Origin of the sequence: Burkholderia sp. 572, from assembly GCF_040545135.1 — a bacterium.
GTDB classification, from domain to species: Bacteria; Pseudomonadota; Gammaproteobacteria; order Burkholderiales; family Burkholderiaceae; genus Burkholderia; species Burkholderia cepacia.
This window is the reverse complement of the sequence record NZ_JBEPLH010000005.1, coordinates 291,551-312,480: the sequence shown is the minus strand read 5'-3', so window position 1 is coordinate 312,480 and position 20,930 is coordinate 291,551. Positions and strand designations below refer to the sequence as shown.

Below are 20,930 nucleotides of genomic sequence, written 5' to 3'. Positions count from 1 at the left end.
AGCGAAGGAAGCAATGGCACTGGGAGAGCATCTTCGCCAGCAACTGGCGGCGAAAGCGCTGAAACGGCAGCTGGAGCGCGCGACGGATGCTGCCGCGGCACCGGGCGTGCCCGGCACGCAGGCAGCGCAGACCGCATCGGCGCGCAGCCGCTTCGAATCGATGCCGCAGTATCAGCAGGTCAGGATCATGCGCGAGATGGGCGAGAAGCTGCGCGTCGACTCGCCGTTTTTCCGCGTGCACGACGGCGTCGCCGGTGCGACGACGCAGATCGGCGGGCGCGAATACCTGAACTTCGCGAACTACAACTACCTCGGCCTGGCTGGCGATCCGGACGTGTCCGCGCGCGCGAAGGCCGCGATCGACCGGTACGGCACGTCGGCATCGGCGAGCCGGATGGTCGCGGGCGAACGCCCGGTGCAGCGCGATCTCGAACGTGCGTTGGCCACGTTCTACGAGACCGACGACTGCGTCGCGTTCGTGAGCGGCCACGCGACGAACGTGACCGTGATCGGCGCACTGTTCGGCCCGGGCGACCTGATCGTCCACGATGCGCTCGCGCACAACAGCATCGTGCAGGGCGCGCAGCTGAGCGGCGCGAAGCGGCTGAGCTTCGCGCACAACGACTGGCAGGCGCTCGACGAGCTGCTCGCGCGCGTACGCCGAGAATACCGGCACGTGCTGATCGCGATCGAAGGGCTGTACAGCATGGACGGCGATTTCCCCGACCTGCAGCGCTTCGTCGACGTGAAAACGCGCCACGGTGCATTCCTGCTGGTCGACGAGGCGCATTCGCTCGGCGTGCTCGGCGCGACCGGCAAGGGCATCCGCGAGCATTGCGGCGTCGCGCCCGACCAGGTCGACATGTGGATGGGCACGATGAGCAAGACGCTGGCCGGCTGCGGCGGCTTCATCGCCGGCTGCCAGCCGCTCGTCGACATGCTGCGCCATCTGGCGCCGGGCTTCCTGTACAGCGTCGGGCTGGCGCCGACGCTCGCCGAAGCGTCGCTGGCCGCGCTCGAGCGCCTGCAGGCCGAGCCGGAGCGCGTCGCGCGACTGCAGGCGCGCGGGCGGCAGTTCCTGAACGAAGCGCGCGCCGCCGGGCTGAATACCGGCACGAGTGCCGGGTTCGCGGTCGTGCCGGTGATCACGGGGAGCTCGCTGAAGGCCGCGCAATGGGCCAATGCGATGTTCGACGAAGGGATCAACGTGCAGCCGATCTTCTATCCGGCCGTCGAGGAAAAGGCTGCGCGCCTGCGCTTCTTCATCTGCTCGACGCACGAGCCGGAACAGATCAGCCGGACGGTCGCCGTGTTGTCGCGACTCGCGGGGCGCAGCGGATGACGCTGGCCGGTGCGTTCGCGCAAGCGGCTCCGCGTGCCGGCGAGCGCGTGCGGTTTCGTGCGGCCGAGGCGGACGACGCGGCGTCGTGCGGGCCGCTCGTGTTTGCGTCCGGTGTGGCGGAATTCGGATTTTTTCTCGGCGAAAGCGATGCGCGCTGCGTCGCTTTCCTGCAGCAGGCATTTCGGTCGCGTCATGGGCGCTTTTCGTGGCGCCGGCATCGCGTCGCGGTCGCTGAAGACGGCACCGTGCTCGCCGTGATGGCGATTCACGACGGGCAACGGACGATGTTCGACGACGTGCATGTCGTGTGGGCACTGGCGCGCTTCTTCGGCGTGCGCCGCACGATGGGGCAGTTGTTGCGCGGGCTGATTCTCGAAACGGAAATTCCGGCGCCGAAGCGTTCGCAGATTCTCGTCGCGCATTGCGCAACCGACGAGCGACAGCGCGGCACGGGGATCTTCAGCGCGTTGTTCCGTGACGCGCTGGACACGGGGGCATTGCCAGCCGACGGTAGCCGCGATGTCGTCCTCGACGTGCTGACCCGCAACGCGAGGGCCCGCGCGCTGTACGAACGGCTCGGGTTCACCGCACTGCCGCGGCCGCGCGCCCGTTCGCGCCGGCTGCCCGCCGGACTTGATTCGGTGCGGATGCGGTTCGATCGTCGCGGCCAACCATGACAGTTGGTCGGCGAGGCTTACAGCAGGCGGTTCAACCGTCGCCCGCCAAAATGGCGCGGCGAAAAAGGTGAGGGTAGTAGGCGAGCAGATGAGCCGGCGGTCGTGCCGGTATCAGCCGTTCAATGGCAGTTTCTGAATGATTGCGTGCACGCATTCCAGCGGGCTTGCTTTACCCGTGCGCACATGCACGTCGGGCGATACCGGTTTTTCATAGGTCGATTCGATGCCGGTAAACTGCCGAATGGCCCCTTGCCTTGCCAACGCATACAGCCCCTTTGGGTCGCGCGCTTCCGCGACATCCAGCTCAACGTCGACAAAGACTTCGAAAAACTCCCCGGGCGCAAAGCGCGCGCGCGCCCTGGAGCGCGCTTCCTGAAACGGCGAGATCAGGGCGACGATAACGACAAGCCCTGCATTCACCATCAGGCGTGCGACCTCGGCCGTCCGACGAATATTCTCGTGGCGGTCCGCGTCACTGAACCCCAGATCCTGATTCAATCCTTCACGGAGCTGGTCGCCATCCAGCAGAAAGGAACGAAGGCCTCGAGCATCGAGTTGTTCCTTCAGGAGATTCGATAGCGTCGATTTCCCGGCACCGGAAACCCCGGTGAGCCATACCACGAAGGCATGATCCTGTTTCATGCTGGAAAGCACGGATTGATTACCCGTCAGCGTGACAGGAAGAGAGGTCTGGAGATCTTGAGTCATCTCGGATTCGTTGTGCCGGAAACTGCGTCGCTACTTTATTGTGGTTCGGATTCGTCCGTAGGCGAATTGTAACGTGCCTTCTGAATTTTTGTAACTTGAATATTTTAATCAGGAATAAGGCTTTGTCCATGTGTGGTGCGACGGCTTGCACGCAGTATCTGCTCGGTAATGATTTCCGGTTCTTCGTAACGGCTCGAAATAAACGCGCGTGGCCGAGAAGGTGTAAAGGCGCGTAGAATCTCTGCCCCTTTCGCCTTCCAGTCGCGCTTGCCGCAAGTCCCGGTGGGGGCCTGTGCCACGGGGGGCGCCGGGAGAGCAAACGACTGGTGCCGTATTTGTTAGAAGAATGACGACGATTTCCAGGAGAGGTGCCGCAGAATTCCTGCAAACATCCCCGATCGTCAGCTGATTATGTCACTCGATTCCTGGCTGGCATGAAATTGCAAGAGTATTAATTTTTTATTCGGGGGATTCTGCAGAAGCGTCCTCGCGGTTTGCTTCCGTAGCTCTACTCCGTCGCTGAGTTATTGAATTGGGGCATTATTGGCGGAGTTCTGCTCTATTATTTTTTTTCGGGCGCGGGTGCGCATCCCTTCCCGTTACCGTCGCGGTAGCGAGTGCCGCTTCTGAAAACGGGACGGCCGCGATTACCATGACGCGCCGACGTGCTCGATACCGGAATGCGCTTCATTTCGTCAGGACTGCAGTGCGTCACTTTCGCCGCGGCGCGAACGGCCGCTGCTGCACATCAGCACCCTGCGCGACGATCGCCATGCTCTCCGGCACTTCCTCCCACGCGCCGCGCAGGTCGACGAGCGGCTCGGACACGACCATGAACGCGTCGTCGCCGGCTTCGGCGATGCGCGGGTTGTGCGGATACAGCTCATGGAGGTGCTTGAACGACGTGCTGTGGAACAGCGAACGCGACTGCCGTTCGCTCGAATAACGCACCGCGATGATCCGCTCGCCGTCGGTCGCGCAGATCGTCATGTTGAGCGGTTCGGCCACGCGGTGCCGCGCGGCCGTTTCCTCGACCATGCCGACCATCCGCTCGAGCGCGGGCAGCGGCATCTGCTCGAGGCCGTAGGTCAGCGCGAGGCGGAACATCAGTTCGGAGTCGGTCGAGCCTTCGAGCGTCGGGAACAGCGCGGGATCGACCTTCATCGTCAGGTCGCGGCGCAGCTTGTGGAAGTCGCGGATCAGCCCGTTGTGCGCGAACAGCCAGCGGCCGTGGCGGAACGGGTGGCAGTTGGTTTCCTGTACCGGCGTGTCGGTAGCCGCGCGGATATGCGCGATGAACATCCGCGAGCGGATCGCGCGTGCGGCTTCGCGCAGGTTGCGGTCGTTCCACGCGGGATGCACGGAGCGGTAGCGGAACGGGAGTTCGTCGGGGCGCCCGTACCAGCCGATGCCGAAGCCGTCGCCGTTGGTGGTCGTCGCCCCCAGCTCCGAATGCAGGCTCTGGTCGATCAGCGAATGCTTCGCGCGGAACAGCACGGTTTCCAGATGGATCGGATTACCCGTATAGGCGAGCCAGCGGCACATGAAGCGCTCCTTCACGATGGATCGTTCGCGCATGGTAGCCGACTTCGCGGCGCATCCTCGCCCGCGGGCGCCCGGCCCGCCATTCGGGCGGGTACGCTGGCCAATCGTCATACATCATTTGCCCGGATGCGCGGTGCGCAACCGGGCAGACATGCAGCCATGCAGCCGGGCGCCCACGCGACGGCAGCGCCGCGGCCGTCAGGTTCAGTCGCCGAGCGCGTCCATCACGCGCGCCGAATAGACGAGTGCCGCACCCGCGTTCAGCGCAATCGCGACGCCGAGCGCTTCCGCTACTTCCTCCTTCGTCGCGCCATGCTTGGCCGCTTCGGCGGTGTGCACGGCGATACAACCGTCGCAGCGTGTCGTGACCGCCACCGCGAGCGCGATCAGCTCGCGCGTCTTTGCGTCGAGATGGCCCGTCTTGGCACCGGCGCCGGCCAGCGCCTGGTAGCCGGCCAGCGTGTCCGGCGACAGCTTGGCGATGTCGCCGATGCGCGTCGAGAGTTCCTTCCGGTATTCGTTCCAGTTCAGCATGATGCGTCCTTTTCGAGAAGAGGTGAGGAAGGCGGCGGCCGCCGCGATCTCGGGCGATGCAGGGTTATTCTGATCGTTCACGCTGAGGGTTTCGATACGCTAGAGTGTCAATTTTTAGCGCAATCGTCTCATGGATGCCCTGAGTCAACTGCTGTCGCTGGGCCGCAGCCATGTCGAGCTCGACGTGCGCTGCCTGCTCGGCGGGCCGTTCGCGATGCCGCACGACCCGCTGCCGTCGGGCGAGGCGGCGTTTCACCTGGTGCTGGCGGGAACGTGCCGGCTGCGTACCGCGGAAGGGCGCACGCTGCAGCTCGCCGACGGCGATTTCGTGCTGCTGCCCGCGGGCGGCGCGCACGAGCTGCTCGACGCAGGCGCGGGCCGGTCGCGGCCGGCGCTGCGCGAACACGGTGCCGGCGGCGGCGCGGTGCTGCCGGTCAAGACGAATCTCGATCCGGCCGAACCGGGCGGTGCGAGCGTGGATCTGCTGTGCGGACGGTTCGTCTATGCGCGCGGCGCGGGCGAACTGCTGATGCGGACGCTGCCGCACGTGCTGCATGTCGGGCTGCGCGAGGCATCGGGGTTCGCACCGCTGCAACTGCTCACGAGCGTGCTGCGTACCGAGGCGTCGAATGGGCAGCCGGGCGCCGGCGCGATCGTGAACGCACTCGGCCAGGCGCTGCTCGCGTATGCGTTGCGCGCATACGGTCGTGGCGCGCGCGTGCCGTCCGGCTGGCTTGCGCTCGCTGCCGATGCGCGGCTCGGCCCGTCGGTACAGGCCGTCCTGCAGGCACCGGAGAAGCCGTGGACAGTCGAGTCGCTCGGCGACACATCCGCGATGTCGCGTGCGACGTACGCCCGGCATTTCCGCGAGCGGGCCGGAATGAGCGTCGGCGCGTTCGTCGCGCAGATCCGGATGATGCATGCGTGCGCGCTGCTGCAGGACACGCAGCGCGGGCAGGCGGAGATCGGGCAGGCGGTCGGTTACCAGTCGGAAGCCGCGTTCGGCAAGGCGTTTCGCGCGGTGCTCGGCACGACGCCGGGGCGCTGGCGACGCGCGCGGCGCGAATCGTAAGACTGCAAGCAAGCCGTCTTGCCGCGTGCCAAAGCTGCTACCATGCGCGAAACGCAGTTCAACGAAAACGATTTCGAACAAGAAGAATGAGAGGGCAAAGCAATGAACCAGACCACCATCCAGCAACCGTCGTTCGCGTTCGTGGCCGCGTCGTGGGCCGCGCTGCTCGCCGGTTTCGCGGCATTCCTGATCGGTCTCTGGAACGCCGGCATGCAGCTCAACGAGAAGGGCTACTACTTCACCGTGCTGGTGTTCGGCCTCTACGCGGCGATCTCGCTGCAGAAGAGCGTGCGCGACCGCGCGGAAGGCATTCCCGTCACCGGCATCTACTACGGCCTCAGCTGGATCGCGCTGCTGCTGTCGATCGCGCTGCTGATCGTCGGCCTCTTCAATGCGACGCTGCAACTGAGCGAGAAAGGCTTCTACGCGATGTCGTTCGTGCTCGCGCTGTTCGGCTCGGTGGCCGTGCAGAAGAACACGCGCGACCTGCAGAACGCGAAGCCGCGCTATACCGACGCCGAATCGGCGCCGTCCGTCCAGGAGTGACCACGCGCGAAGCGGGCGCCTTCCGGGCCGCCCGTTCTGCGACGACGGTCGCGGGCGACCCGCACCCGCCAATGCGCGCGGGCTCGCCGCCCATTCGTTTCATCCATGCCGTCGCGCATGACGATGGAGACATTCAGGATGCCGGACATCACGGAAACCTCGCCGCGCACGCGCACGGCGGCTCACGCCGTGGCGGCGAAGGCCGCGCTCGTGCTGGAAACGAACAACCTGCGCGGCGGTGCCGGCCTCGCGCAGGCCGTCGATAGCCTGAAGCGCCTCGTTTCGGCGCTGTCGAAGCAGACCGTGCCGCCCGCGGCACTCGCGCAATGGATCATCACGCACGACGGGCTGCCGGCCGATGCGTGCGCGGAGATCGTCGCGCTGGCCGGCTGCCCGATCGACTTCGTCGAGATCGGTGCGAGCACCGGCTACTACGATGCGAAGAACGACGGGTTCGATCGCGTCGACGCGGATCGCTGCGACATCGTCGTGTTCGGCGACGCCGATTGCCGCCCGGCTGACGACTGGCTCGAGCACCTGCTCGCGCCGTTTGCACGCGAAGCCGGGGATGCACCCGTCGCGGTGGCGGGGCGCACCAGCTATGCGCCGAACGTGCTTGGCATCGCGCTGACGTCGATCGATTTCATGTATTTCCCGAGCCCGCTGCGCGCCGGCGCAACGCGCAACTTCTACGCGAACAACGTCGCGTTCCGGCGCGACGTGTTCGCGCAATTTCGCTACGAGCCGCTCGACGGCGTCTATCGCGCGCATTGCCAGGTGATGGGGCTGCGGATGCAGGCGGCCGGCGTGGCTGTCGAATTCGCGCCGGCCGCGCATACCGAACATCGGCTGCCGGACACGCATCGCGAATCGCTGAAGCTGCGCTGGATGCGCGGAGAGGACAGCGTCGGGCTGACGCCGTATCTCGTGAACGCGTACCTGCCGCGCGGATGGCAGTGGCTCGGACGCAGCGGCCCGCTCGGACCGTTCTGCGTGATGGCGATGCGGCTCGGCTACAGCCTGCGCGCGCTCGATCGGCAGCAGTTGCCGCGGCTCGGCGCCCTTCGTTATCTCGCGGCCGTCGGCGTCACGATCGCGGCGTCCGCCGTCGATACGCTCGGTGCGCTCGCGCGCGGTTTCGGTCTCGTCGGGCGCGCATCGGCCCGGCGCGATCTCGAAGCGCTGTCCTATCACCGTCATTGAACCGGCGCCGCGCATCGCGCGCGGCCACGACACGCCGCACCCTGCCTTCATTCCGACCACGACCATGCATTCTCTCGCCACCCGTGTTGCCTGCGTCGCCCTGTTTGCCGCCAGCGCCGGCGCCCATGCCGCGCCGGTCGATCACGCGGGGCGCGGGATCTACCACTTCGCGTCGCAAAGCGGTTGCCCGTTCGCGAGCGCGGCCGCCGCCGACTGCAATCGCGTCGCGCTCGATGTGCCCGACGTTCACGCGAGCATCGATACCGATGCGCACGCGATCGTCTTCTCGAGCGATGCGACGCGCCGCACGAAGGACGTGCTCGGCGACGTGCTGCTTCAGGGCACGGGCGTCGACCGCGACGGCCGGCGCGTGCCGTTGAGCGTGCACGTGCTGCTGCGTCGCGACGGCGCGAAATGGGACCGTGACGTGTACGTTCATGCGCCCGTGCACGGCACGTTCACCGATGTGCGGATCGATCCGTATCGCGTGCGCGTGAAGGAGGGCGATGGCGAACGCGACGTGCTCACGCCGGACGAAACGCTGGCGCTGTTCGCGCATCCGTCGCTGGCATCGCGGCTCGCACGGCATCTCGTGAAGGTGCGCGCGACCGATCCGAAGCAGCCGTCCGCGGACGACATCACGATCGCACTCGGCGTCGGCGGCCTGACGAAGTCGGTCGCGCGCGCGAGCTTCACGTCGAGCGCGCCGCACGATGCGGACGTCGATCGCGCACTGGCATCGGGCACGTGGTCGATCCGTTTCGACGCACTGAGCAATCACATTCCGGTGTGGGTCGCGCAGCGCGAGCTGTTCCTGTTCGGTCTCGACGGCAGTGCGCTGCTGAAAGACGTGCGCGAGCGCGGTTTCCGCAAGAGCGACCGGATCGAATTCGGCGCGCGCGACGGCAACGGTTATCTGCGCGTGAACGGCCGCGAGGAGGCATTCGCGGGGGCGACCGCGTCCGCGCATGCGTTCATGCAGGAAAGCTTCATCGGCCTGATTCTCGGATGGCGTCGCGATCCGGCCGCCGCCGCGGCATCCGCGACGAAATCCGCGTCCGCACGGGGCGTGCCGGCATGACCGCGGCAGGTGAACTGCCCGCGTCGCCGCCGGCGGCGCTCGATGGGCGCTTCGACTGTCTCGATGCGCCCGCGCCGCGCGGTGCGGCGCGGGTGCGTGCGTACCTCGTCGATCGCATCAAGCGGGCGGCGATCCGGCAGCTTCATCGCAGCACGCATGGCGAGCGCTGGGTGCTGCGCATGTACCTGATCGGCGAGGAAGCGACCGAGTGCGCGTTGCACGAGGACTGGACCGGCCAGCCGCCGGACTGGCTCGCGCCGCGGATCGAGCAGCATCTCGCGGACGAGCGTCGCCACGCGGCCGCGTTCGCCGATGCGCTGCGCGCACGCGGCGTCGCGCCGTCGACCGCGCCGCACGAGCCGGACTGGCTGAGCCGGCGCAAGATCATGCGGTGGCGCCGGCTCGCGCGGCGCCATGCGCCGCATTTCGCGCAAGGCGTGCTCGTGCCGGCCTATGCGACGGGGCTGTGCGCGGAACAGATGGCGATGCGCGTGCTCGCGCGCCACTGCGCGACGATCGGCGTTGCCCATCCGCTGTATCCGCTGCTCTCGCGCGTGCTCGCGGACGAGACGCGGCACGTCCGGCTCTGCGCGGACACGCTGCGCCGTCTCGTCGCGCCGTCCGAGGTTGCGCGGCTCGCCGCGTTGCTGGACGAGATCCGCGCGATCGAAGCCGGTTTCGGCGTGACGGGCGCGCTGGCGATGTACGCGGCCGGCTGGCTCCAGTCGCTTCGTCCGCGCGCATGATGCCGCGGATCGTCTATCTCGCGACGGCCGACGCGCGCGGCCACCTGATGCGCGCACAACTGCTCGTGCATGCGTTGCGCGCGGCCGGCGCGCAGGTCGACGTGCTGACGACGTCCGATGCGGGGCAGGCGTTCCTGGCCGCGTTCGACATCGACGCAGCCGTGCTGTCCCGTCACTACGCGGTGCAGTTCGACGAGCGGCAGAACATGCTGCGCGATGCGACCGATCGTAATGTCGCGCATTACGTGTTCCGGCCGACGCGCATGCTGCGCGACATCGCGCGGCTGCGTGCGATCGGTCGCGATGCCGATCTCGTGATCAACGACTCGTTCCATCCGGCGCTGCTGTTCATGGGCGCGATGCCGAGCTGGCGGCACCGCGTCGTGCACGTGTACGGCGGCAGCCTGCGCCGCGCGTTGACCGCGAATTTCGATGCGCGGCTGCCGCGTGTGCTGGCGCGCGCTTTCGCACGGATCGTCGACTGGCAGATCGATTCGGCGCGGTGCTGCATCGAACACGATTTCGCATACGATGCCGCCGACGAAGTCCGGCAGGCCCACGCGCATTGCCGGCTGCCGACTCCGGTGCCGATCGTTGCCGAACGGCCGGCCTCGGAGCCGGCCGCCGCAGCCGTCTATCTGAATCCGCACTTCCGCGATATCGCGCTCGCCGATGCGTTGTCGGCCGGCATGCGCGACGCGGGGCTCGCCGCACACCGTGTGGGCGAGGGCTATGCGGGGCACGACGGCTGGACCGGCGTCGACGCCGACTGGGTGACGCGGGCCGCCCACGCACCGCTGATCGTGTCGGCCCCCGGCATGGCCGCACTGTCGATCGCACGCGTGTATCGCCGCCCGATCCTGCTCGTGCAGTCCGACCAGCCCGAGCAGGCGAGCAACGCCGCACGCGCCGCACGCCTGCAACTCATGCACCGCGTTGTCACATGGCGCGGCGATGCGGCCGCGTTCCGGCGGGAAGTCGGGCAGGCCGCGGCCGAGCTGATGCGCGATCCCGGTACGCAGGCTGGAACGATCGCCGGCCGCGAGCATGCGCGTGCGCGCGTGGATGCGTGGACGTCGCGCCTCCTCGCGCTGCGTCCGTGTGCGCAGGTGGCCGATGCGGATACGCGATGCGAGGCGCCGGCGCCACGATGAATTCGCTGTCGTTTCGTGACGATCGCCGGCCCGATATCCGGCAGATGCTGGCCGCGACGTTCGGCATGGCAGCCGGCCTCGCGATCTTCTTTCTGCTGGAGCGCGGCGTCACGCCGCGCCATGTGTTCGCCACGGCGATCGATGCACGGATTCCGTTCATCGCATGGTCGTGGTTCGTCTATGTCGGCTTCTTTCCGTTCGTGATTGCGCTTGCCGGGTATGCCCGGCCGCCCGCGTTCGCCGCGTTCAAGGAAGCGGTGCTGATCGCGTTCGTGCTCGGTGTCGTGTGTTTTCTGCTGTTTCCGGAAGCCGTGCCGAGACCCGACGTCGCGGAGATCGGCAACGCGTTCGTACGCCACCGCCTCGCGCGCATGTGGCAGCTCGATCTCGCGGCCAACGGCTTTCCGAGCCTGCACGTCGCGGTGACGTGTCTGGCCTGCCGGATGCTGGCGGACCGGCGGCGGCTCGTGACCGTGACGGTCGGCCTGCTGATCTGCACGTCGACGCTGACGCTCAAGCAGCATACGGTCGCCGATGTACTGGGCGGCGTGGCGCTCGCGATGGTCAGTGCGCTGTGGGTCGAGCGACGTTCGCTGCGCAGGAGGCTCGCTTGATGGATACCCGTGTTCATCCGGCCGGGCCGAATGCCGAGCTGGCGCGGTTCGTGCCCGATCCCGCGTTGTTTCGCGTGAGCGCGGCGCGTGTCGGTGCGGCGCTGGCGGGCGACTGGCTGATGATTGCCGCGGCGTTCGCCGTTGCGATCGCGTTTGCGCATCCGCTCGTGTACGCGTTGGCCGCGTTCGTGATCGCGCGCAGCCAGCTGGCGCTCGCGGTCATGATGCACGAAGGCGCGCACGGGTTGCTGGCGCGGAACCGGCGCGTCAACGACGCGCTGGGCCAGCTGTTCGCGGCCGGCCCGCTGTGGCTGTCGCTGCGCACGTATCGTGCAGGCCATCTGAAGCACCATCGCGCGCCGATGCAGCCGGACGATCCCGTCGCGCTGCTGTTCGGCGTGCATGACTATCCGGTGACGCGCAGGCGCCTGATCGGTCGCCTGTTCGCGTACGCGTGCGGGATCGGCTACGTGACGAGTGTCGTGAAGCTCGCCCGCGGCGAGTTCGCCCATGCGTTGCCGAAGGTCGGGAAGTCGCGCGCGTATGCCGCGTGGGAGGTCGTGTCGATGCTTGCAGGCAACGGTGTGCTGTTCGGTGCGCTCGCGTGGGCCGGACATCCGCTGCTGTACGTCACGTTGTGGATCGTGCCGTCCGTCACGCTGCTGCCGCTCGCCGGGCAGGTGCGCGCGATCTTCGAGCACGCGGGGCTGCCGGCAGGTGCCGACCAGAGCCGCAACGCGCGCACGATCGCCCGGCGTTCGTGGCAGACGTTCTTGTTCGGCCCGCACGCGATTCATTTTCACATCGAGCATCACCTGTTCATGCGGATGCCGTTCCATCACCTGCCGGCCGTGCATCGGCAGCTCGTGCAGCGGCAGTTGCTGCCTGACGGCAATCTGTATGCGGGATATGGTGCGGTGCTGCGCGACGTCAGCGTGCGTTGACGCGTGGACGGGGCGGGAATCATGAGCGGATCGATACCGGGAACATGATGGTCGACAAGCCTGCGAGGTTCAATTACGTGGCGCTGGCGATCGGTGCGATCCTGGCGGCGTGGGGTGCGGAAACGATCGACGAACGGCTCGCGTTTATCGGAGCGTCCGTTGCCGTGCAGGGGACGGTCGTCCGGTTGGCCCACGGCGCGCATCACCCGTTGATCGAGTTCGTGACGAAAAGCGGCGAACGCGTATCGTTTCCGGGGAGCTTCGTGACGGTGGCGTTCGGCGGCACGGTGCCGGTGCGCTACGATCCGGCCAGGCCGCGAGCCAGCGCAACAGTCGACACGTTCACGAACATGTGGCTCGAGTCGATCATCTCGATCGCGTTCACGATGGCGTTTCTTTACGCCGGCTTGAAGGGAAAGTCGCTTCTGCCGAAGCCGGGGGGAGGCGCCGAGTAGTGCGGCAGGCATCGCGGGGATGCCCCCCATCGACACGGATGCGACAGACGCAAAAAAGCCTCCGCTTGGGAGGCTTTATTTGCACTATCAAAGATAGTTGGTAGGGTGGGAGGGACTCGAACCCTCGACTCTCTGATTAAAAGTCAGATACTCTAACCAACTGAGTTACCACCCCACGTTCTTGAAACCTGTCGGTTCGTTGTTTGAACAACTTGGGCAACGACCCAAAGAGCAAAAGATTATAGCGACGGGGTGTCAGGCTGTCAACAACCCGCCGCGATAATTATTTGATCGTTTCAAGCTTGCCTTGCGCCGTCTGTGCAGCATTCGACCCGGCGTACTGCGAAACGACCTGCTCGAACGTCTTCTTCGCGGCCGCCTTCTGGCCTTGCTCGAGCTGGTTCGTGCCGATCGCCACGAGGGCATCGGCCGCGCGCGGGTGCTGTGGGAACTTGCTGACGATCCCTTGCCACGTTGCAGTCGAACCGCGGTAGTCGCGCAGTGCGTATTGCGCATTGCCGTACCAGTACTGCGCGGTCGGCTGGTAGGGGCTCTGCGGATACTTCGCGATGAACGCGCGGAACGAAGCCGCGGCCGCCTTGAAGTTGCCGTTGCGGAACTGCTGTTGCGCCGCATTGAGCGCATCCGTTTCACCCGGCTGCACGGTGCCTTCGACACCATCGATCGTCGCCTGCTGCGGCTCGAACTTCTTGAGCCGCGTGTCGAGATCCTGGTAGTACTCCTTCTGCTGCCGTTCGAGCGTCGTCAGCCGGTTCGTCAGATCCTCGTTCTCGCCGCGCAGCGTCGCGACCTGCTGGTTCAGCTGGTCGAGACGGCCGGATTGATCGAGGATCGTACGCTGGGCGGCCGACAACTGGCTGGCCAGGTTGTCGGTCTTGGTGCGCAGATCGAGCACGGCGCGGCGCGCTTCGTTGTCGTCGAACACGCCGGCGTGCGCCGGCGCGACCGACCACGCCGCGCCCGCGACGCAGAATGCTGCGGCAACGCGCAGCAGGGATACACGGTGCGTCATACGGCGATTCTTCCGTTACTTACTGTTGGTAGACGAGGTCGGCGCGACGGTTCTGCGCCCACGATGCTTCGTCGTGACCCGTTGCCTGCGGCTTTTCCTTGCCGAGGCTCACGGCTTCCATCTGCGAATCGTTCACGCCGAGCAGTGCCATCGCACGACGGACGGCTTCCGCACGCTTCTGGCCCAGCGCGAGGTTGTACTCGCTCGTGCCGCGTTCGTCGGTGTTGCCCTGGATCAGCACGTGGCGCTGCGGGTGGCTCTTCAGGTACTGGGCGTGCTGCTGCATCAGCGACTGGTAGTCGTCCTTCACCGAATAGCTGTCGAAGTCGAAGTAGATGCTGCGCTTCGCGAGCGGGCTGTTCGGGTCGTTCAGCGGATCGACGTTCACTTGCGCGACGTTGTCGGCGCTCGGCTGCGTGCTGACCGCACCCGCGTTGTTGGCCTTGTCGTCGAGCTTCACGCCCGACTTGCACGCTGCGAGCGCGCTGATCATCATCACGGCCAGGGCCAGACGAGCTTTATTCGACATCATGGTTACTCTCCTTGTGGTCATTGCATGAAGGGCCCCCACGACGGCTCACGTACGGAGCCGCCCTGGACGGACAGGATTTGCGGCGGCGCGCTGCCGTCGGAGGGCACTGCTGCCAGAACATTGCGACCACCCGACTGGGTAGCGTACAGAAGGTACTGGCCGTTTGCCGCGAAGCTCGGCGATTCGTCGCGATTCGTATTCGTGATGGCGTTCGCCGCGCCCGATTGCAGATCCTGAACGTACAGCTTGAAGCCCCCGCCCGTGCGGGAGATGTAAGCGAGCAGCTTGCCGTCCGGGCTGATACGCGGACTCGTGTTGTAGCTGCCGGTGAAGGTCACGCGCTGCGCGGCGCCGGCGCTTTCGCCCTGTGCGGGCATCCGGTAGATCTGCGGCGCACCGCCGCGATCGCTCGTGAAGTAGATCCAGCGGCCGTCCGGCGAGTAGAACGGTTCGGTGTCGATCGAGCTGCTCTGCGTGAGGCGGCGCAGGCCGCCGCCCGTCGAATTGACCGAATAGATTTGCGTATTGCCCGTCAGCGACAGCGCGACGGCCAGCGTGTTGCTGTCCGGCGACCATGCCGGTGCGCTGTTGTTGCCCTTCTGGTCGGAGACGATGTAGCGGCGGCCGGTCGGCAGGTCGTGGATGTAGACGATCGGCTTCTTGCGCTCGAACGACACGTACGCGACCTTCGTGCCGCTCGGCGACCACGACGGCGAGATGATCGGCTCGGTGCTCGACAGCGCGATGCGCGCGTTCTGGCCGTCCGAATCCGAGATCTGCAACTGGTAGCGGTTACCGGTCTTGATCACGTACGACAGGCGCGTGGCGAACACGCCGCGCACGCCGAGCAGCTTCTGGTAGATGTAGTCGGCGATCTTGTGGCCGGCCGTGCGCAGTGTGGTGTCGGTGGCCGTCAGCGACAGGCCGCCGAGGCTTTGCTGCTTCACGGTGTCGTACAGGATGAAGTTGACCTTGTACTGGCCGTTCGCTTCGCGGTTCACGCTGCCGGCGACGAACGCATTGGCGCCCTTGGCCTTCCATGCGCCGAGATCGACCGATGCGGTTTCCGGCACGGGCGTGCTGCCTGCGTCGATGTTGGTGAATTTGCCGCTGCGGGCGAGGTCGGCGCGGACGATCGACGTGACCTGCTGCGGCAGGTTCGCCTCGTTCGCGAAATTCGCGGTGGCGATGGGGAACTGGGTCGACCCGACACCGGTGATCAGCACGTTGACCTGGGCGTTAGCGGCGCTGCCCGCCGTAATCAGACACGAGGCCACGAGTGCCCTGAAACCTAGCTTTGTCATCAAACTCATGCTTCTTGCTTCCCGTATGGCTTGGATCGCTGCGCAACGGCAGAGACAGTAAAAATACCCGATTCGTTCCCGTCCGACAGCGACGCCCGGAGTGTAAGCGCATTTCGTTTCACTCCGCCGCCTTGAAGGTAATCGTAATGTCCGACGGGGTACGACCGTTAGAATCGGGCGGCAACGGGACCGATGCGTGGATCGCATTGACCACGGCTTGATCCCACCCCGAATTCCCGCTGGAGCGGGAGACCGATGCGCTCAATACGTCACCGGACGGCGTGCACCGAATCTTGACGACGGTGGTCAGGCCTGCCCGCTCGCCGCCCCAAACGATGTTCGGCTTGACGCGGCGGCGCACCTTGTCGGCATAGCCGGGCGTCGCGGCATTGCCGCCGGAGCCCGTGCCGGTGCCGCTTTTCGCGAGGCCTTCGCCGCCGCCTTCACCGGCGCCGGACAGGCCCTGCATCTGCGCGAGGCGCGCGCTGCGCTCGCGGTCGAGCTTCGCGTTCGCCGCCGCATTGGCCTTCGCGCGTGCCGTGGCTTCGGCCTTCGCCTTGGCCTGGGCTTCCGCCTTTGCCTTCGCGGCCGCGTCGGCCTTCGCCTTCGCCGCCTGCTGCGCTTCGAGCTGCGCCTGCTTCTGCTGCTGGAGTTTCTGCTGTTCGAGCTTCTGCTGCTCGGCAAGCTGCTGTTGCTTGAGCTTGTCGGCCTGTTTCTGCCGGTCGCGTTCCGCGGCCTTTTGCGCGGCGAGTGCGGCCGCCTGCTGCGCGGCAAGCTGCGCGCGCCGGGCTTCCTCTTCCTGTTGCGCCTTCAACTGCTGTGCGCGGCGCTGCTGCTCGAGCAGCGCTTCACGCGCGGCCGCTTCCTGCTGCCGCTTCTTCTGTTGCAGCGCGATGTCGGCCTGCTCGTCGCGCACGGGGGGAGCGGGCGGCGCGACCTTCACGGGCGGCGCGGGCGTGACGACGGGCCGCGGCGCGGGCACGTCGGGCACCTCGGTCCATAGCTCGGCTTCGGCACCGGCCGGCGTGCTGTTCTGCCACTGCACGCCGTGATAGAGGAACAGCGCGAGCAGCACGTGCATCAGCGCGGCGAGCGCGAATGCGCGCCAGGTACCGCGCTCGCGGGGAGGCTGAGGCGGGTAGGCGGAGCTGCGCGTGGATTGCTGCCGGTTCATTGCGATTTGACGAGGAGGCCGACGCGCTTGACGCCGCGCGCCTTCAGATCGGACATCACGGTCATGACTGCATCGTACTGCACGGTCTTGTCGGCCGCGATCACGACCGGCTGGTCGGGATGATCGGCCTGCCGGGCCACGATGAAGCTGTCGAGCTCGGCCTTCGTCATCGTGTCTTCCTGGGTCGCGCCCGAGTCGCCCTTGTACTTGACGCTCATCGTGCGATCGGCCTTGATGTTGACGACGACGGGCGGTGTCTGCTCCTGCGGCGCGGCGTTGCCGACGGTCGGCAGGTTGATGATCGATGGGGCGACGAGTGGTGCGGTGACCATGAAGATCACGAGCAGCACCAGCATCACGTCGATGTACGGCACGACGTTGATGTCGGCCATTGCACGGCGCGAGCGGCCGCCGCGCATGCTGGATCGGATGGGGCTTCCTGCCATGGCGCGCTCCTTACTGGGCCTGACGCTGCAGGATGTTCGAGAACTCTTCGATGAAGGTCTCGAAGCGGATCGCGAGGCGGTCGATATCGTGCGCGTAGCGGTTGTACGCGACCACTGCCGGAATCGCGGCGAACAGGCCGATCGCGGTGGCGACGAGCGCCTCGGCGATGCCTGGCGCGACGTTCGCGAGCGTGGCCTGCTGCACGTTCGCGAGGCCGCGGAACGAATTCATGATCCCCCAGACCGTGCCGAACAGGCCGATGTACGGGCTGACCGAGCCGACCGACGCGAGGAACGCGAGGTTCGCTTCGAGCACGTCCATTTCACGCTGGAACGACGCGCGCATCGCGCGGCGTGCGCCGTCGAGCACGAGGCCCGGATCGCTGATGCGCTTTTCCTTCGCCTTCAGGAACTCGCGCATGCCCGATTCGAAGATCCGCTCGAGCGCGCCGATCGTGTGGCGGTTGTTGGCTGCGCTCTGGTACAGCGCCTGCAGGTCGCCGCCCGACCAGAAGTCCTTCTCGAAGCGTTCGGTCTGCGCGCGTGCGCGGCGGATCGCGAACCACTTGCGGAAGATGAAGGTCCACGACATCAGCGACAGCAGCAGCAGCAGCCCCATCACGGCCTGGGCCAGCACGCTCGCGTTGAGGACGAGGGAAATGATCGACAGGTCTTGAGAAGTGTTCATAGAGGTTTGAGTAACGTCCCTTCGGGGCGCCCGGTATGCGTGCGGCGCGGCGCGCCGGCCATGCCTGGCGCCGAACCTTGCTTAGTATCGAATCAGAAAGGCAAGTTCATAGGCTGTGTCTAAACGGCGCTCATGCGAGCTTCGTTGACAGTGCAGTCTGTCCGTCGTCGATGACGGGCCCGCGTTCCAGCGCGTCGAGCACGGCCGGCGGGATCGCCGCGGGCCGGATGCCGGTACGGTCGACGCAACCGAGGCGGATGTGCCCGGCCACGAGCAGCGTGTCTCCACACCAGGCTTCCTGCGTGAACTCCACCGATGCGCGGCCGATGCGTCCGGGCCGGCTCGTGATCGCGAGGGTGTCGTCGAGTCGCGCCGGTGCGCGGTAGTCGAGCGACGTGCTGCGGACGACGAAGATCGCACCGGTCTCGTCGGCGAGCCGACGCTGGTCGATGCCGCATGCGCGCAGCCACTCGGTGCGAGCGCGTTCGAAGAACTTCAGGTAGTTGGCATAGAAGACGATGCCGCCTGCGTCGGTATCCTCGTAGTACACGCGCACCGGCCAGATGAAGCCGGAGGGCGCTTCCGGGGAGCGGGTAGGCTGGGTCATGGCGCGCATTCTACCGGAAGGCAGGAGCCTGATTCGTAACCGATTCGTAACGGAATGTAGTATGCGGTAGCACACTGCTGGCCGGCCCGAAGGGGCCGGCCAGCGGGGCTTCAGCCGCGGTGGACGGTCGGGCCGCCGGGTGCTTGCGCGATCGGCATCAGCTCGATCGTGTTGACGTTGACATGCGCCGGGCGCGTCGCGATCCAGTAGATCGTGTCGGCGATGTCCTCGGGCATGAGCGGCTGGACGTTGTTGTAGACGTTCGCCGCTTTTTCGTTGTCGCCGCGATAACGAACGTTCGAGAATTCGGTGCCGCCGCACAGGCCGGGCTCGACGTCGGTGACGCGCAACGGCGTGCCGAGCAGGTCGGCGCGCAGGTTCAGGCTGAATTGTCTGACGAAAGCCTTGGTCGCCCCGTAGACGTTTCCGCCAGCATAAGGGTACGAACCCGCGACCGAGCCAAGATTGAAGATATGGCCGCGGCCGCGCTCGATCATGCCGGGCAGCAGCGCGTGCGTGACCGTGACGAGGCCCGTGCAGTTCGTGTCGATCATCGTGTGCCATTCGTCGAGGCTGGCCTTTTGGGCCGGCTCGACGCCGAGCGCGAGGCCGGCGTTGTTGACGAGCACGTCGATCGCCGCGAATTCGGCGGGAAGGGCGGCCGGTACGGCCTCGACGGCCGCGCGATCGCGTACGTCGAGCTCGAGCGGCAGAAGGGAGTCGCCGAGTTCGGCGGCGAGCGCATCGAGACGATCCTTGCGACGCGCGGTCGCGACGACGCGGTGGCCTCCGTTGACAAAGGCACGGGCGATGGCGGCGCCGAAGCCGGCGGACGCGCCTGTGACGAACACGATCATTGCTGCTCCTGGTCGAAGACAAAATAGCGGGTGATATCCCGCAAGCCTACTGAGAATGCCGCACCGCGGCAAGGCGGCAAAGCGTTCCGGCACGGGCGCGTAGAGTCTGGCCCCAATTGCCTCGGGCGCACCGCCGTGCGGTTGCCTATTCATGACGCATCCAATACACTAACGCGCTCATCACCCCTGCGTGACTGGCGATAGAACCCTTCGGGTTCAAGGTGGAGCATCCCACCGTGAAGCGCGGGGCGCCGTTTTTGCCGTTCGCCTGGGCAGCCGTTGTGCGCCGTCGCGTGCATCGCCGGTGGCTGTCCTGCCTCGCGTCATACGGATTCCTCCGCCACGTCGAGCTGGTCCCGCCAGCAGCGCACCGTACTCGGCCACTTCGGTCAACCTGTACACACTTAACGGAAACCGTATGTTTGACAGAGCCCAAAGCACCATCGCGAACGTCGATCCCGAAATCTTTGCTGCGATCGAGCAGGAAAACCGCCGCCAGGAAGATCACATCGAGCTGATCGCGTCGGAAAACTACACGAGCCCGGCGGTGATGGCCGCGCAGGGTTCGCAGCTCACGAACAAGTACGCGGAAGGCTATCCGGGCAAGCGCTACTACGGCGGCTGCGAATACGTGGACGTGGTCGAGCAGCTGGCGATCGATCGCGTGAAGCAGCTGTTCGGCGCGGAAGCGGCGAACGTGCAGCCGAACTCGGGTTCGCAGGCGAACCAGGGCGTGTTCTTCGCGATGCTCAAGCCGGGCGACACGATCATGGGCATGAGCCTCGCGCACGGCGGCCACCTGACGCACGGTTCGCCGGTGAACATGTCGGGCAAGTGGTTCAACGTGGTGAGCTACGGCCTGAACGAGAACGAAGACATCGACTACGAAGCGGCCGAGAAGCTTGCGCAGGAACACAAGCCGAAGCTGATCGTCGCGGGCGCGTCGGCATTCTCGCTGAAGATCGATTTCGAGCGTCTGGCGAAGATCGCGAAGTCGGTCGGTGCGTACCTGATGGTCGACATGGCGCACTACGCCGGCCTGATCGCGGCAGGCGTGTACCCGAACCCGGTGCCGCACGCGGACTTCGTGACGACGACGACGCACAAGAGCCTGCGCGGCCCGCGCGGCGGCGTGATCCTGATGAAGGCGGAGTACGAGAAGCCGATCAATTCGGCGATCTTCCCGGGGATCCAGGGCGGCCCGCTGATGCACGTGATCGCGGGCAAGGCGGTGGCGTTCAAGGAAGCCCTGTCGCCGGAATTCAAGGCGTACCAGGAGAAGGTGGTCGAGAACGCACGCGTGCTGGCTGAAACGCTGGTGAAGCGCGGCCTTCGCATCGTGTCGGGCCGCACGGAAAGCCACGTGATGCTGGTCGACCTGCGCGCGAAGAACATCACGGGCAAGGCAGCGGAAGCCGCGCTCGGCGCCGCGCACATCACGGTCAACAAGAACGCGATCCCGAACGATCCGGAAAAGCCGTTCGTGACGAGCGGCGTGCGCCTGGGCTCGCCGGCGATGACGACGCGCGGGTTCGGTCCGGCGGAAGCGGAACAGGTGGGCAACCTGATCGCTGACGTGCTGGAAAACCCGGAAGATGCAGCGACGATCGAGCGCGTGCGCGCGCAGGTCGCCGAGCTGACCAAGCGTTTCCCGGTCTATCGCTGATC

Annotated in this window: 23 protein-coding genes, 1 tRNA gene and 1 riboswitch; of the genes, 12 read left to right on the top strand and 12 right to left on the bottom strand. The window is 66.4% G+C overall.

The features are described 5' to 3' along the window. Positions 1-13 precede the first annotated feature (13 nt). On the top strand, positions 14-1,342 hold the full coding sequence (locus ABIC51_RS12395; protein ID WP_027788280.1) for an aminotransferase class I/II-fold pyridoxal phosphate-dependent enzyme: 1,329 nt from the start codon (positions 14-16) through the stop codon (positions 1,340-1,342). Beyond that, complete coding sequence (locus ABIC51_RS12390; protein WP_175897896.1) at positions 1,339-2,019, top strand: GNAT family N-acetyltransferase; 681 nt, start codon at positions 1,339-1,341, stop codon at positions 2,017-2,019. The genes ABIC51_RS12395 and ABIC51_RS12390 overlap by 4 nt, the downstream gene beginning before the upstream one ends. A gap of 111 nt (positions 2,020-2,130) precedes the next feature. On the opposite strand, the gene cysC is transcribed toward ABIC51_RS12390, so the two are convergent. The 3 genes from cysC to ABIC51_RS12375 all read right to left on the bottom strand — a co-directional run bounded on the left by cysC (position 2,131) and on the right by ABIC51_RS12375 (position 4,806). Then, entirely contained in the window at positions 2,131-2,661 is a 531-nt protein-coding gene (gene cysC, locus ABIC51_RS12385; RefSeq protein ID WP_124534014.1) for an adenylyl-sulfate kinase, read from the bottom strand. 777 nt (positions 2,662-3,438) lie between these two features. Beyond that, a complete protein-coding gene (locus tag ABIC51_RS12380; RefSeq protein ID WP_027788277.1) occupies positions 3,439-4,272 on the bottom strand; it encodes a class II glutamine amidotransferase in 834 nt (277 codons plus the stop codon). 204 nt (positions 4,273-4,476) lie between these two features. Beyond that, positions 4,477-4,806: a carboxymuconolactone decarboxylase family protein gene (locus ABIC51_RS12375; RefSeq protein ID WP_027788276.1), complete on the bottom strand. Its 330-nt coding sequence runs from the start codon at positions 4,804-4,806 to the stop codon at positions 4,477-4,479. A 130-nt stretch (positions 4,807-4,936) separates the two neighbouring features. Between ABIC51_RS12375 and ABIC51_RS12370 the strand changes: the two genes are divergently transcribed. The 9 genes from ABIC51_RS12370 (at position 4,937) to ABIC51_RS12330 (ending at position 12,621) form a co-directional block, all read left to right on the top strand. Then, the gene (locus tag ABIC51_RS12370; protein WP_175897895.1) at positions 4,937-5,878 is read left to right on the top strand and encodes a cupin domain-containing protein; all 942 of its coding nucleotides are present in this window, start codon (positions 4,937-4,939) and stop codon (positions 5,876-5,878) included. 102 nt (positions 5,879-5,980) lie between these two features. Continuing rightward, positions 5,981-6,424, top strand: a complete 444-nt coding sequence (gene yiaA / locus ABIC51_RS12365) for an inner membrane protein YiaA (RefSeq protein ID WP_027788274.1) — start codon at positions 5,981-5,983, stop codon at positions 6,422-6,424. A gap of 138 nt (positions 6,425-6,562) precedes the next feature. Next, entirely contained in the window at positions 6,563-7,627 is a 1,065-nt protein-coding gene (locus ABIC51_RS12360) for a glycosyltransferase family 2 protein (RefSeq protein WP_124545989.1), read from the top strand. A 64-nt stretch (positions 7,628-7,691) separates the two neighbouring features. Continuing rightward, positions 7,692-8,708, top strand: a complete 1,017-nt coding sequence (locus tag ABIC51_RS12355; RefSeq protein ID WP_175853387.1) for a hypothetical protein — start codon at positions 7,692-7,694, stop codon at positions 8,706-8,708. Continuing rightward, positions 8,705-9,454 carry a hypothetical protein gene (locus tag ABIC51_RS12350; RefSeq protein ID WP_049096812.1) on the top strand — a complete coding sequence of 250 codons (750 nt, stop codon included), beginning with the start codon at positions 8,705-8,707 and terminating at the stop codon, positions 9,452-9,454. Before ABIC51_RS12355 ends, ABIC51_RS12350 begins: the two co-directional genes overlap by 4 nt. After that, positions 9,451-10,608 (top strand): glycosyltransferase family protein, encoded by a 1,158-nt coding sequence (locus tag ABIC51_RS12345; RefSeq protein WP_301760610.1) that lies wholly within the window; start codon positions 9,451-9,453, stop codon positions 10,606-10,608. The genes ABIC51_RS12350 and ABIC51_RS12345 overlap by 4 nt, the downstream gene beginning before the upstream one ends. Beyond that, the gene (locus tag ABIC51_RS12340) at positions 10,605-11,222 is read left to right on the top strand and encodes a phosphatase PAP2 family protein (protein WP_060084073.1); all 618 of its coding nucleotides are present in this window, start codon (positions 10,605-10,607) and stop codon (positions 11,220-11,222) included. Before ABIC51_RS12345 ends, ABIC51_RS12340 begins: the two co-directional genes overlap by 4 nt. After that, positions 11,222-12,166: a fatty acid desaturase family protein gene (locus ABIC51_RS12335; protein ID WP_226129600.1), complete on the top strand. Its 945-nt coding sequence runs from the start codon at positions 11,222-11,224 to the stop codon at positions 12,164-12,166. Before ABIC51_RS12340 ends, ABIC51_RS12335 begins: the two co-directional genes overlap by 1 nt. Positions 12,167-12,210: 44 nt before the next feature. Continuing rightward, complete coding sequence (locus ABIC51_RS12330) at positions 12,211-12,621, top strand: DUF3592 domain-containing protein (protein WP_146253390.1); 411 nt, start codon at positions 12,211-12,213, stop codon at positions 12,619-12,621. A 98-nt stretch (positions 12,622-12,719) separates the two neighbouring features. On the opposite strand, the gene ABIC51_RS12325 is transcribed toward ABIC51_RS12330, so the two are convergent. The 9 genes from ABIC51_RS12325 to ABIC51_RS12285 form a co-directional block, all read right to left on the bottom strand. Beyond that, a tRNA-Lys gene (locus ABIC51_RS12325) sits at positions 12,720-12,796 on the bottom strand. A 108-nt stretch (positions 12,797-12,904) separates the two neighbouring features. Beyond that, entirely contained in the window at positions 12,905-13,654 is a 750-nt protein-coding gene (gene ybgF / locus ABIC51_RS12320) for a tol-pal system protein YbgF (protein ID WP_021157175.1), read from the bottom strand. 19 nt (positions 13,655-13,673) lie between these two features. Continuing rightward, positions 13,674-14,186 carry a peptidoglycan-associated lipoprotein Pal gene (gene pal / locus ABIC51_RS12315; protein WP_021157174.1) on the bottom strand — a complete coding sequence of 171 codons (513 nt, stop codon included), beginning with the start codon at positions 14,184-14,186 and terminating at the stop codon, positions 13,674-13,676. A gap of 17 nt (positions 14,187-14,203) precedes the next feature. After that, on the bottom strand, positions 14,204-15,499 hold the full coding sequence (gene tolB / locus ABIC51_RS12310; RefSeq protein ID WP_027788267.1) for a Tol-Pal system beta propeller repeat protein TolB: 1,296 nt from the start codon (positions 15,497-15,499) through the stop codon (positions 14,204-14,206). Positions 15,500-15,608: 109 nt separating this feature from the next. Beyond that, the gene (gene tolA, locus ABIC51_RS12305) at positions 15,609-16,664 is read right to left on the bottom strand and encodes a cell envelope integrity protein TolA (RefSeq protein ID WP_060313680.1); all 1,056 of its coding nucleotides are present in this window, start codon (positions 16,662-16,664) and stop codon (positions 15,609-15,611) included. Further along, a complete protein-coding gene (gene tolR, locus ABIC51_RS12300; protein ID WP_011351075.1) occupies positions 16,661-17,110 on the bottom strand; it encodes a protein TolR in 450 nt (149 codons plus the stop codon). The genes tolA and tolR overlap by 4 nt, the downstream gene beginning before the upstream one ends. A 10-nt stretch (positions 17,111-17,120) precedes the next feature. Continuing rightward, positions 17,121-17,798, bottom strand: coding sequence for a protein TolQ (gene tolQ / locus ABIC51_RS12295; RefSeq protein WP_021157170.1), 678 nt, complete (start codon positions 17,796-17,798; stop codon positions 17,121-17,123). A 130-nt stretch (positions 17,799-17,928) separates the two neighbouring features. After that, complete coding sequence (gene ybgC / locus ABIC51_RS12290) at positions 17,929-18,414, bottom strand: tol-pal system-associated acyl-CoA thioesterase (RefSeq protein WP_027788265.1); 486 nt, start codon at positions 18,412-18,414, stop codon at positions 17,929-17,931. A gap of 101 nt (positions 18,415-18,515) precedes the next feature. After that, a complete protein-coding gene (locus ABIC51_RS12285) occupies positions 18,516-19,262 on the bottom strand; it encodes an SDR family NAD(P)-dependent oxidoreductase (RefSeq protein ID WP_027788264.1) in 747 nt (248 codons plus the stop codon). A 180-nt stretch (positions 19,263-19,442) separates the two neighbouring features. Beyond that, positions 19,443-19,543, top strand: a riboswitch (ZMP/ZTP riboswitch). A gap of 137 nt (positions 19,544-19,680) precedes the next feature. On the opposite strand from ABIC51_RS12285, the gene glyA reads away from it, so the two are divergent. Beyond that, a complete protein-coding gene (glyA, locus tag ABIC51_RS12280; protein ID WP_027788263.1) occupies positions 19,681-20,928 on the top strand; it encodes a serine hydroxymethyltransferase in 1,248 nt (415 codons plus the stop codon). The last annotated feature ends 2 nt before the right edge of the window (positions 20,929-20,930 follow it).

What these genes read in the sequence shown, in the direction of transcription:
- ABIC51_RS12395 (WP_027788280.1), top strand. Translation starts at nt 14, where the DNA reads ATGGCACTGGGAGAGCATCTTCGCCAGCAACTGGCGGCGAAAGCGCTG.
- ABIC51_RS12390 (WP_175897896.1), top strand. Translation starts at nt 1,339, where the DNA reads ATGACGCTGGCCGGTGCGTTCGCGCAAGCGGCTCCGCGTGCCGGCGAG.
- cysC (WP_124534014.1), bottom strand. Translation starts at nt 2,661, where the DNA reads ATGAAACAGGATCATGCCTTCGTGGTATGGCTCACCGGGGTTTCCGGT.
- ABIC51_RS12380 (WP_027788277.1), bottom strand. Translation starts at nt 4,272, where the DNA reads ATGTGCCGCTGGCTCGCCTATACGGGTAATCCGATCCATCTGGAAACC.
- ABIC51_RS12375 (WP_027788276.1), bottom strand. Translation starts at nt 4,806, where the DNA reads ATGCTGAACTGGAACGAATACCGGAAGGAACTCTCGACGCGCATCGGC.
- ABIC51_RS12370 (WP_175897895.1), top strand. Translation starts at nt 4,937, where the DNA reads ATGGATGCCCTGAGTCAACTGCTGTCGCTGGGCCGCAGCCATGTCGAG.
- yiaA (WP_027788274.1), top strand. Translation starts at nt 5,981, where the DNA reads ATGAACCAGACCACCATCCAGCAACCGTCGTTCGCGTTCGTGGCCGCG.
- ABIC51_RS12360 (WP_124545989.1), top strand. Translation starts at nt 6,563, where the DNA reads ATGCCGGACATCACGGAAACCTCGCCGCGCACGCGCACGGCGGCTCAC.
- ABIC51_RS12355 (WP_175853387.1), top strand. Translation starts at nt 7,692, where the DNA reads ATGCATTCTCTCGCCACCCGTGTTGCCTGCGTCGCCCTGTTTGCCGCC.
- ABIC51_RS12350 (WP_049096812.1), top strand. Translation starts at nt 8,705, where the DNA reads ATGACCGCGGCAGGTGAACTGCCCGCGTCGCCGCCGGCGGCGCTCGAT.
- ABIC51_RS12345 (WP_301760610.1), top strand. Translation starts at nt 9,451, where the DNA reads ATGATGCCGCGGATCGTCTATCTCGCGACGGCCGACGCGCGCGGCCAC.
- ABIC51_RS12340 (WP_060084073.1), top strand. Translation starts at nt 10,605, where the DNA reads ATGAATTCGCTGTCGTTTCGTGACGATCGCCGGCCCGATATCCGGCAG.
- ABIC51_RS12335 (WP_226129600.1), top strand. Translation starts at nt 11,222, where the DNA reads ATGGATACCCGTGTTCATCCGGCCGGGCCGAATGCCGAGCTGGCGCGG.
- ABIC51_RS12330 (WP_146253390.1), top strand. Translation starts at nt 12,211, where the DNA reads ATGATGGTCGACAAGCCTGCGAGGTTCAATTACGTGGCGCTGGCGATC.
- ybgF (WP_021157175.1), bottom strand. Translation starts at nt 13,654, where the DNA reads ATGACGCACCGTGTATCCCTGCTGCGCGTTGCCGCAGCATTCTGCGTC.
- pal (WP_021157174.1), bottom strand. Translation starts at nt 14,186, where the DNA reads ATGATGTCGAATAAAGCTCGTCTGGCCCTGGCCGTGATGATGATCAGC.
- tolB (WP_027788267.1), bottom strand. Translation starts at nt 15,499, where the DNA reads ATGAGTTTGATGACAAAGCTAGGTTTCAGGGCACTCGTGGCCTCGTGT.
- tolA (WP_060313680.1), bottom strand. Translation starts at nt 16,664, where the DNA reads ATGAACCGGCAGCAATCCACGCGCAGCTCCGCCTACCCGCCTCAGCCT.
- tolR (WP_011351075.1), bottom strand. Translation starts at nt 17,110, where the DNA reads ATGGCAGGAAGCCCCATCCGATCCAGCATGCGCGGCGGCCGCTCGCGC.
- tolQ (WP_021157170.1), bottom strand. Translation starts at nt 17,798, where the DNA reads ATGAACACTTCTCAAGACCTGTCGATCATTTCCCTCGTCCTCAACGCG.
- ybgC (WP_027788265.1), bottom strand. Translation starts at nt 18,414, where the DNA reads ATGCGCGCCATGACCCAGCCTACCCGCTCCCCGGAAGCGCCCTCCGGC.
- ABIC51_RS12285 (WP_027788264.1), bottom strand. Translation starts at nt 19,262, where the DNA reads ATGATCGTGTTCGTCACAGGCGCGTCCGCCGGCTTCGGCGCCGCCATC.
- glyA (WP_027788263.1), top strand. Translation starts at nt 19,681, where the DNA reads ATGTTTGACAGAGCCCAAAGCACCATCGCGAACGTCGATCCCGAAATC.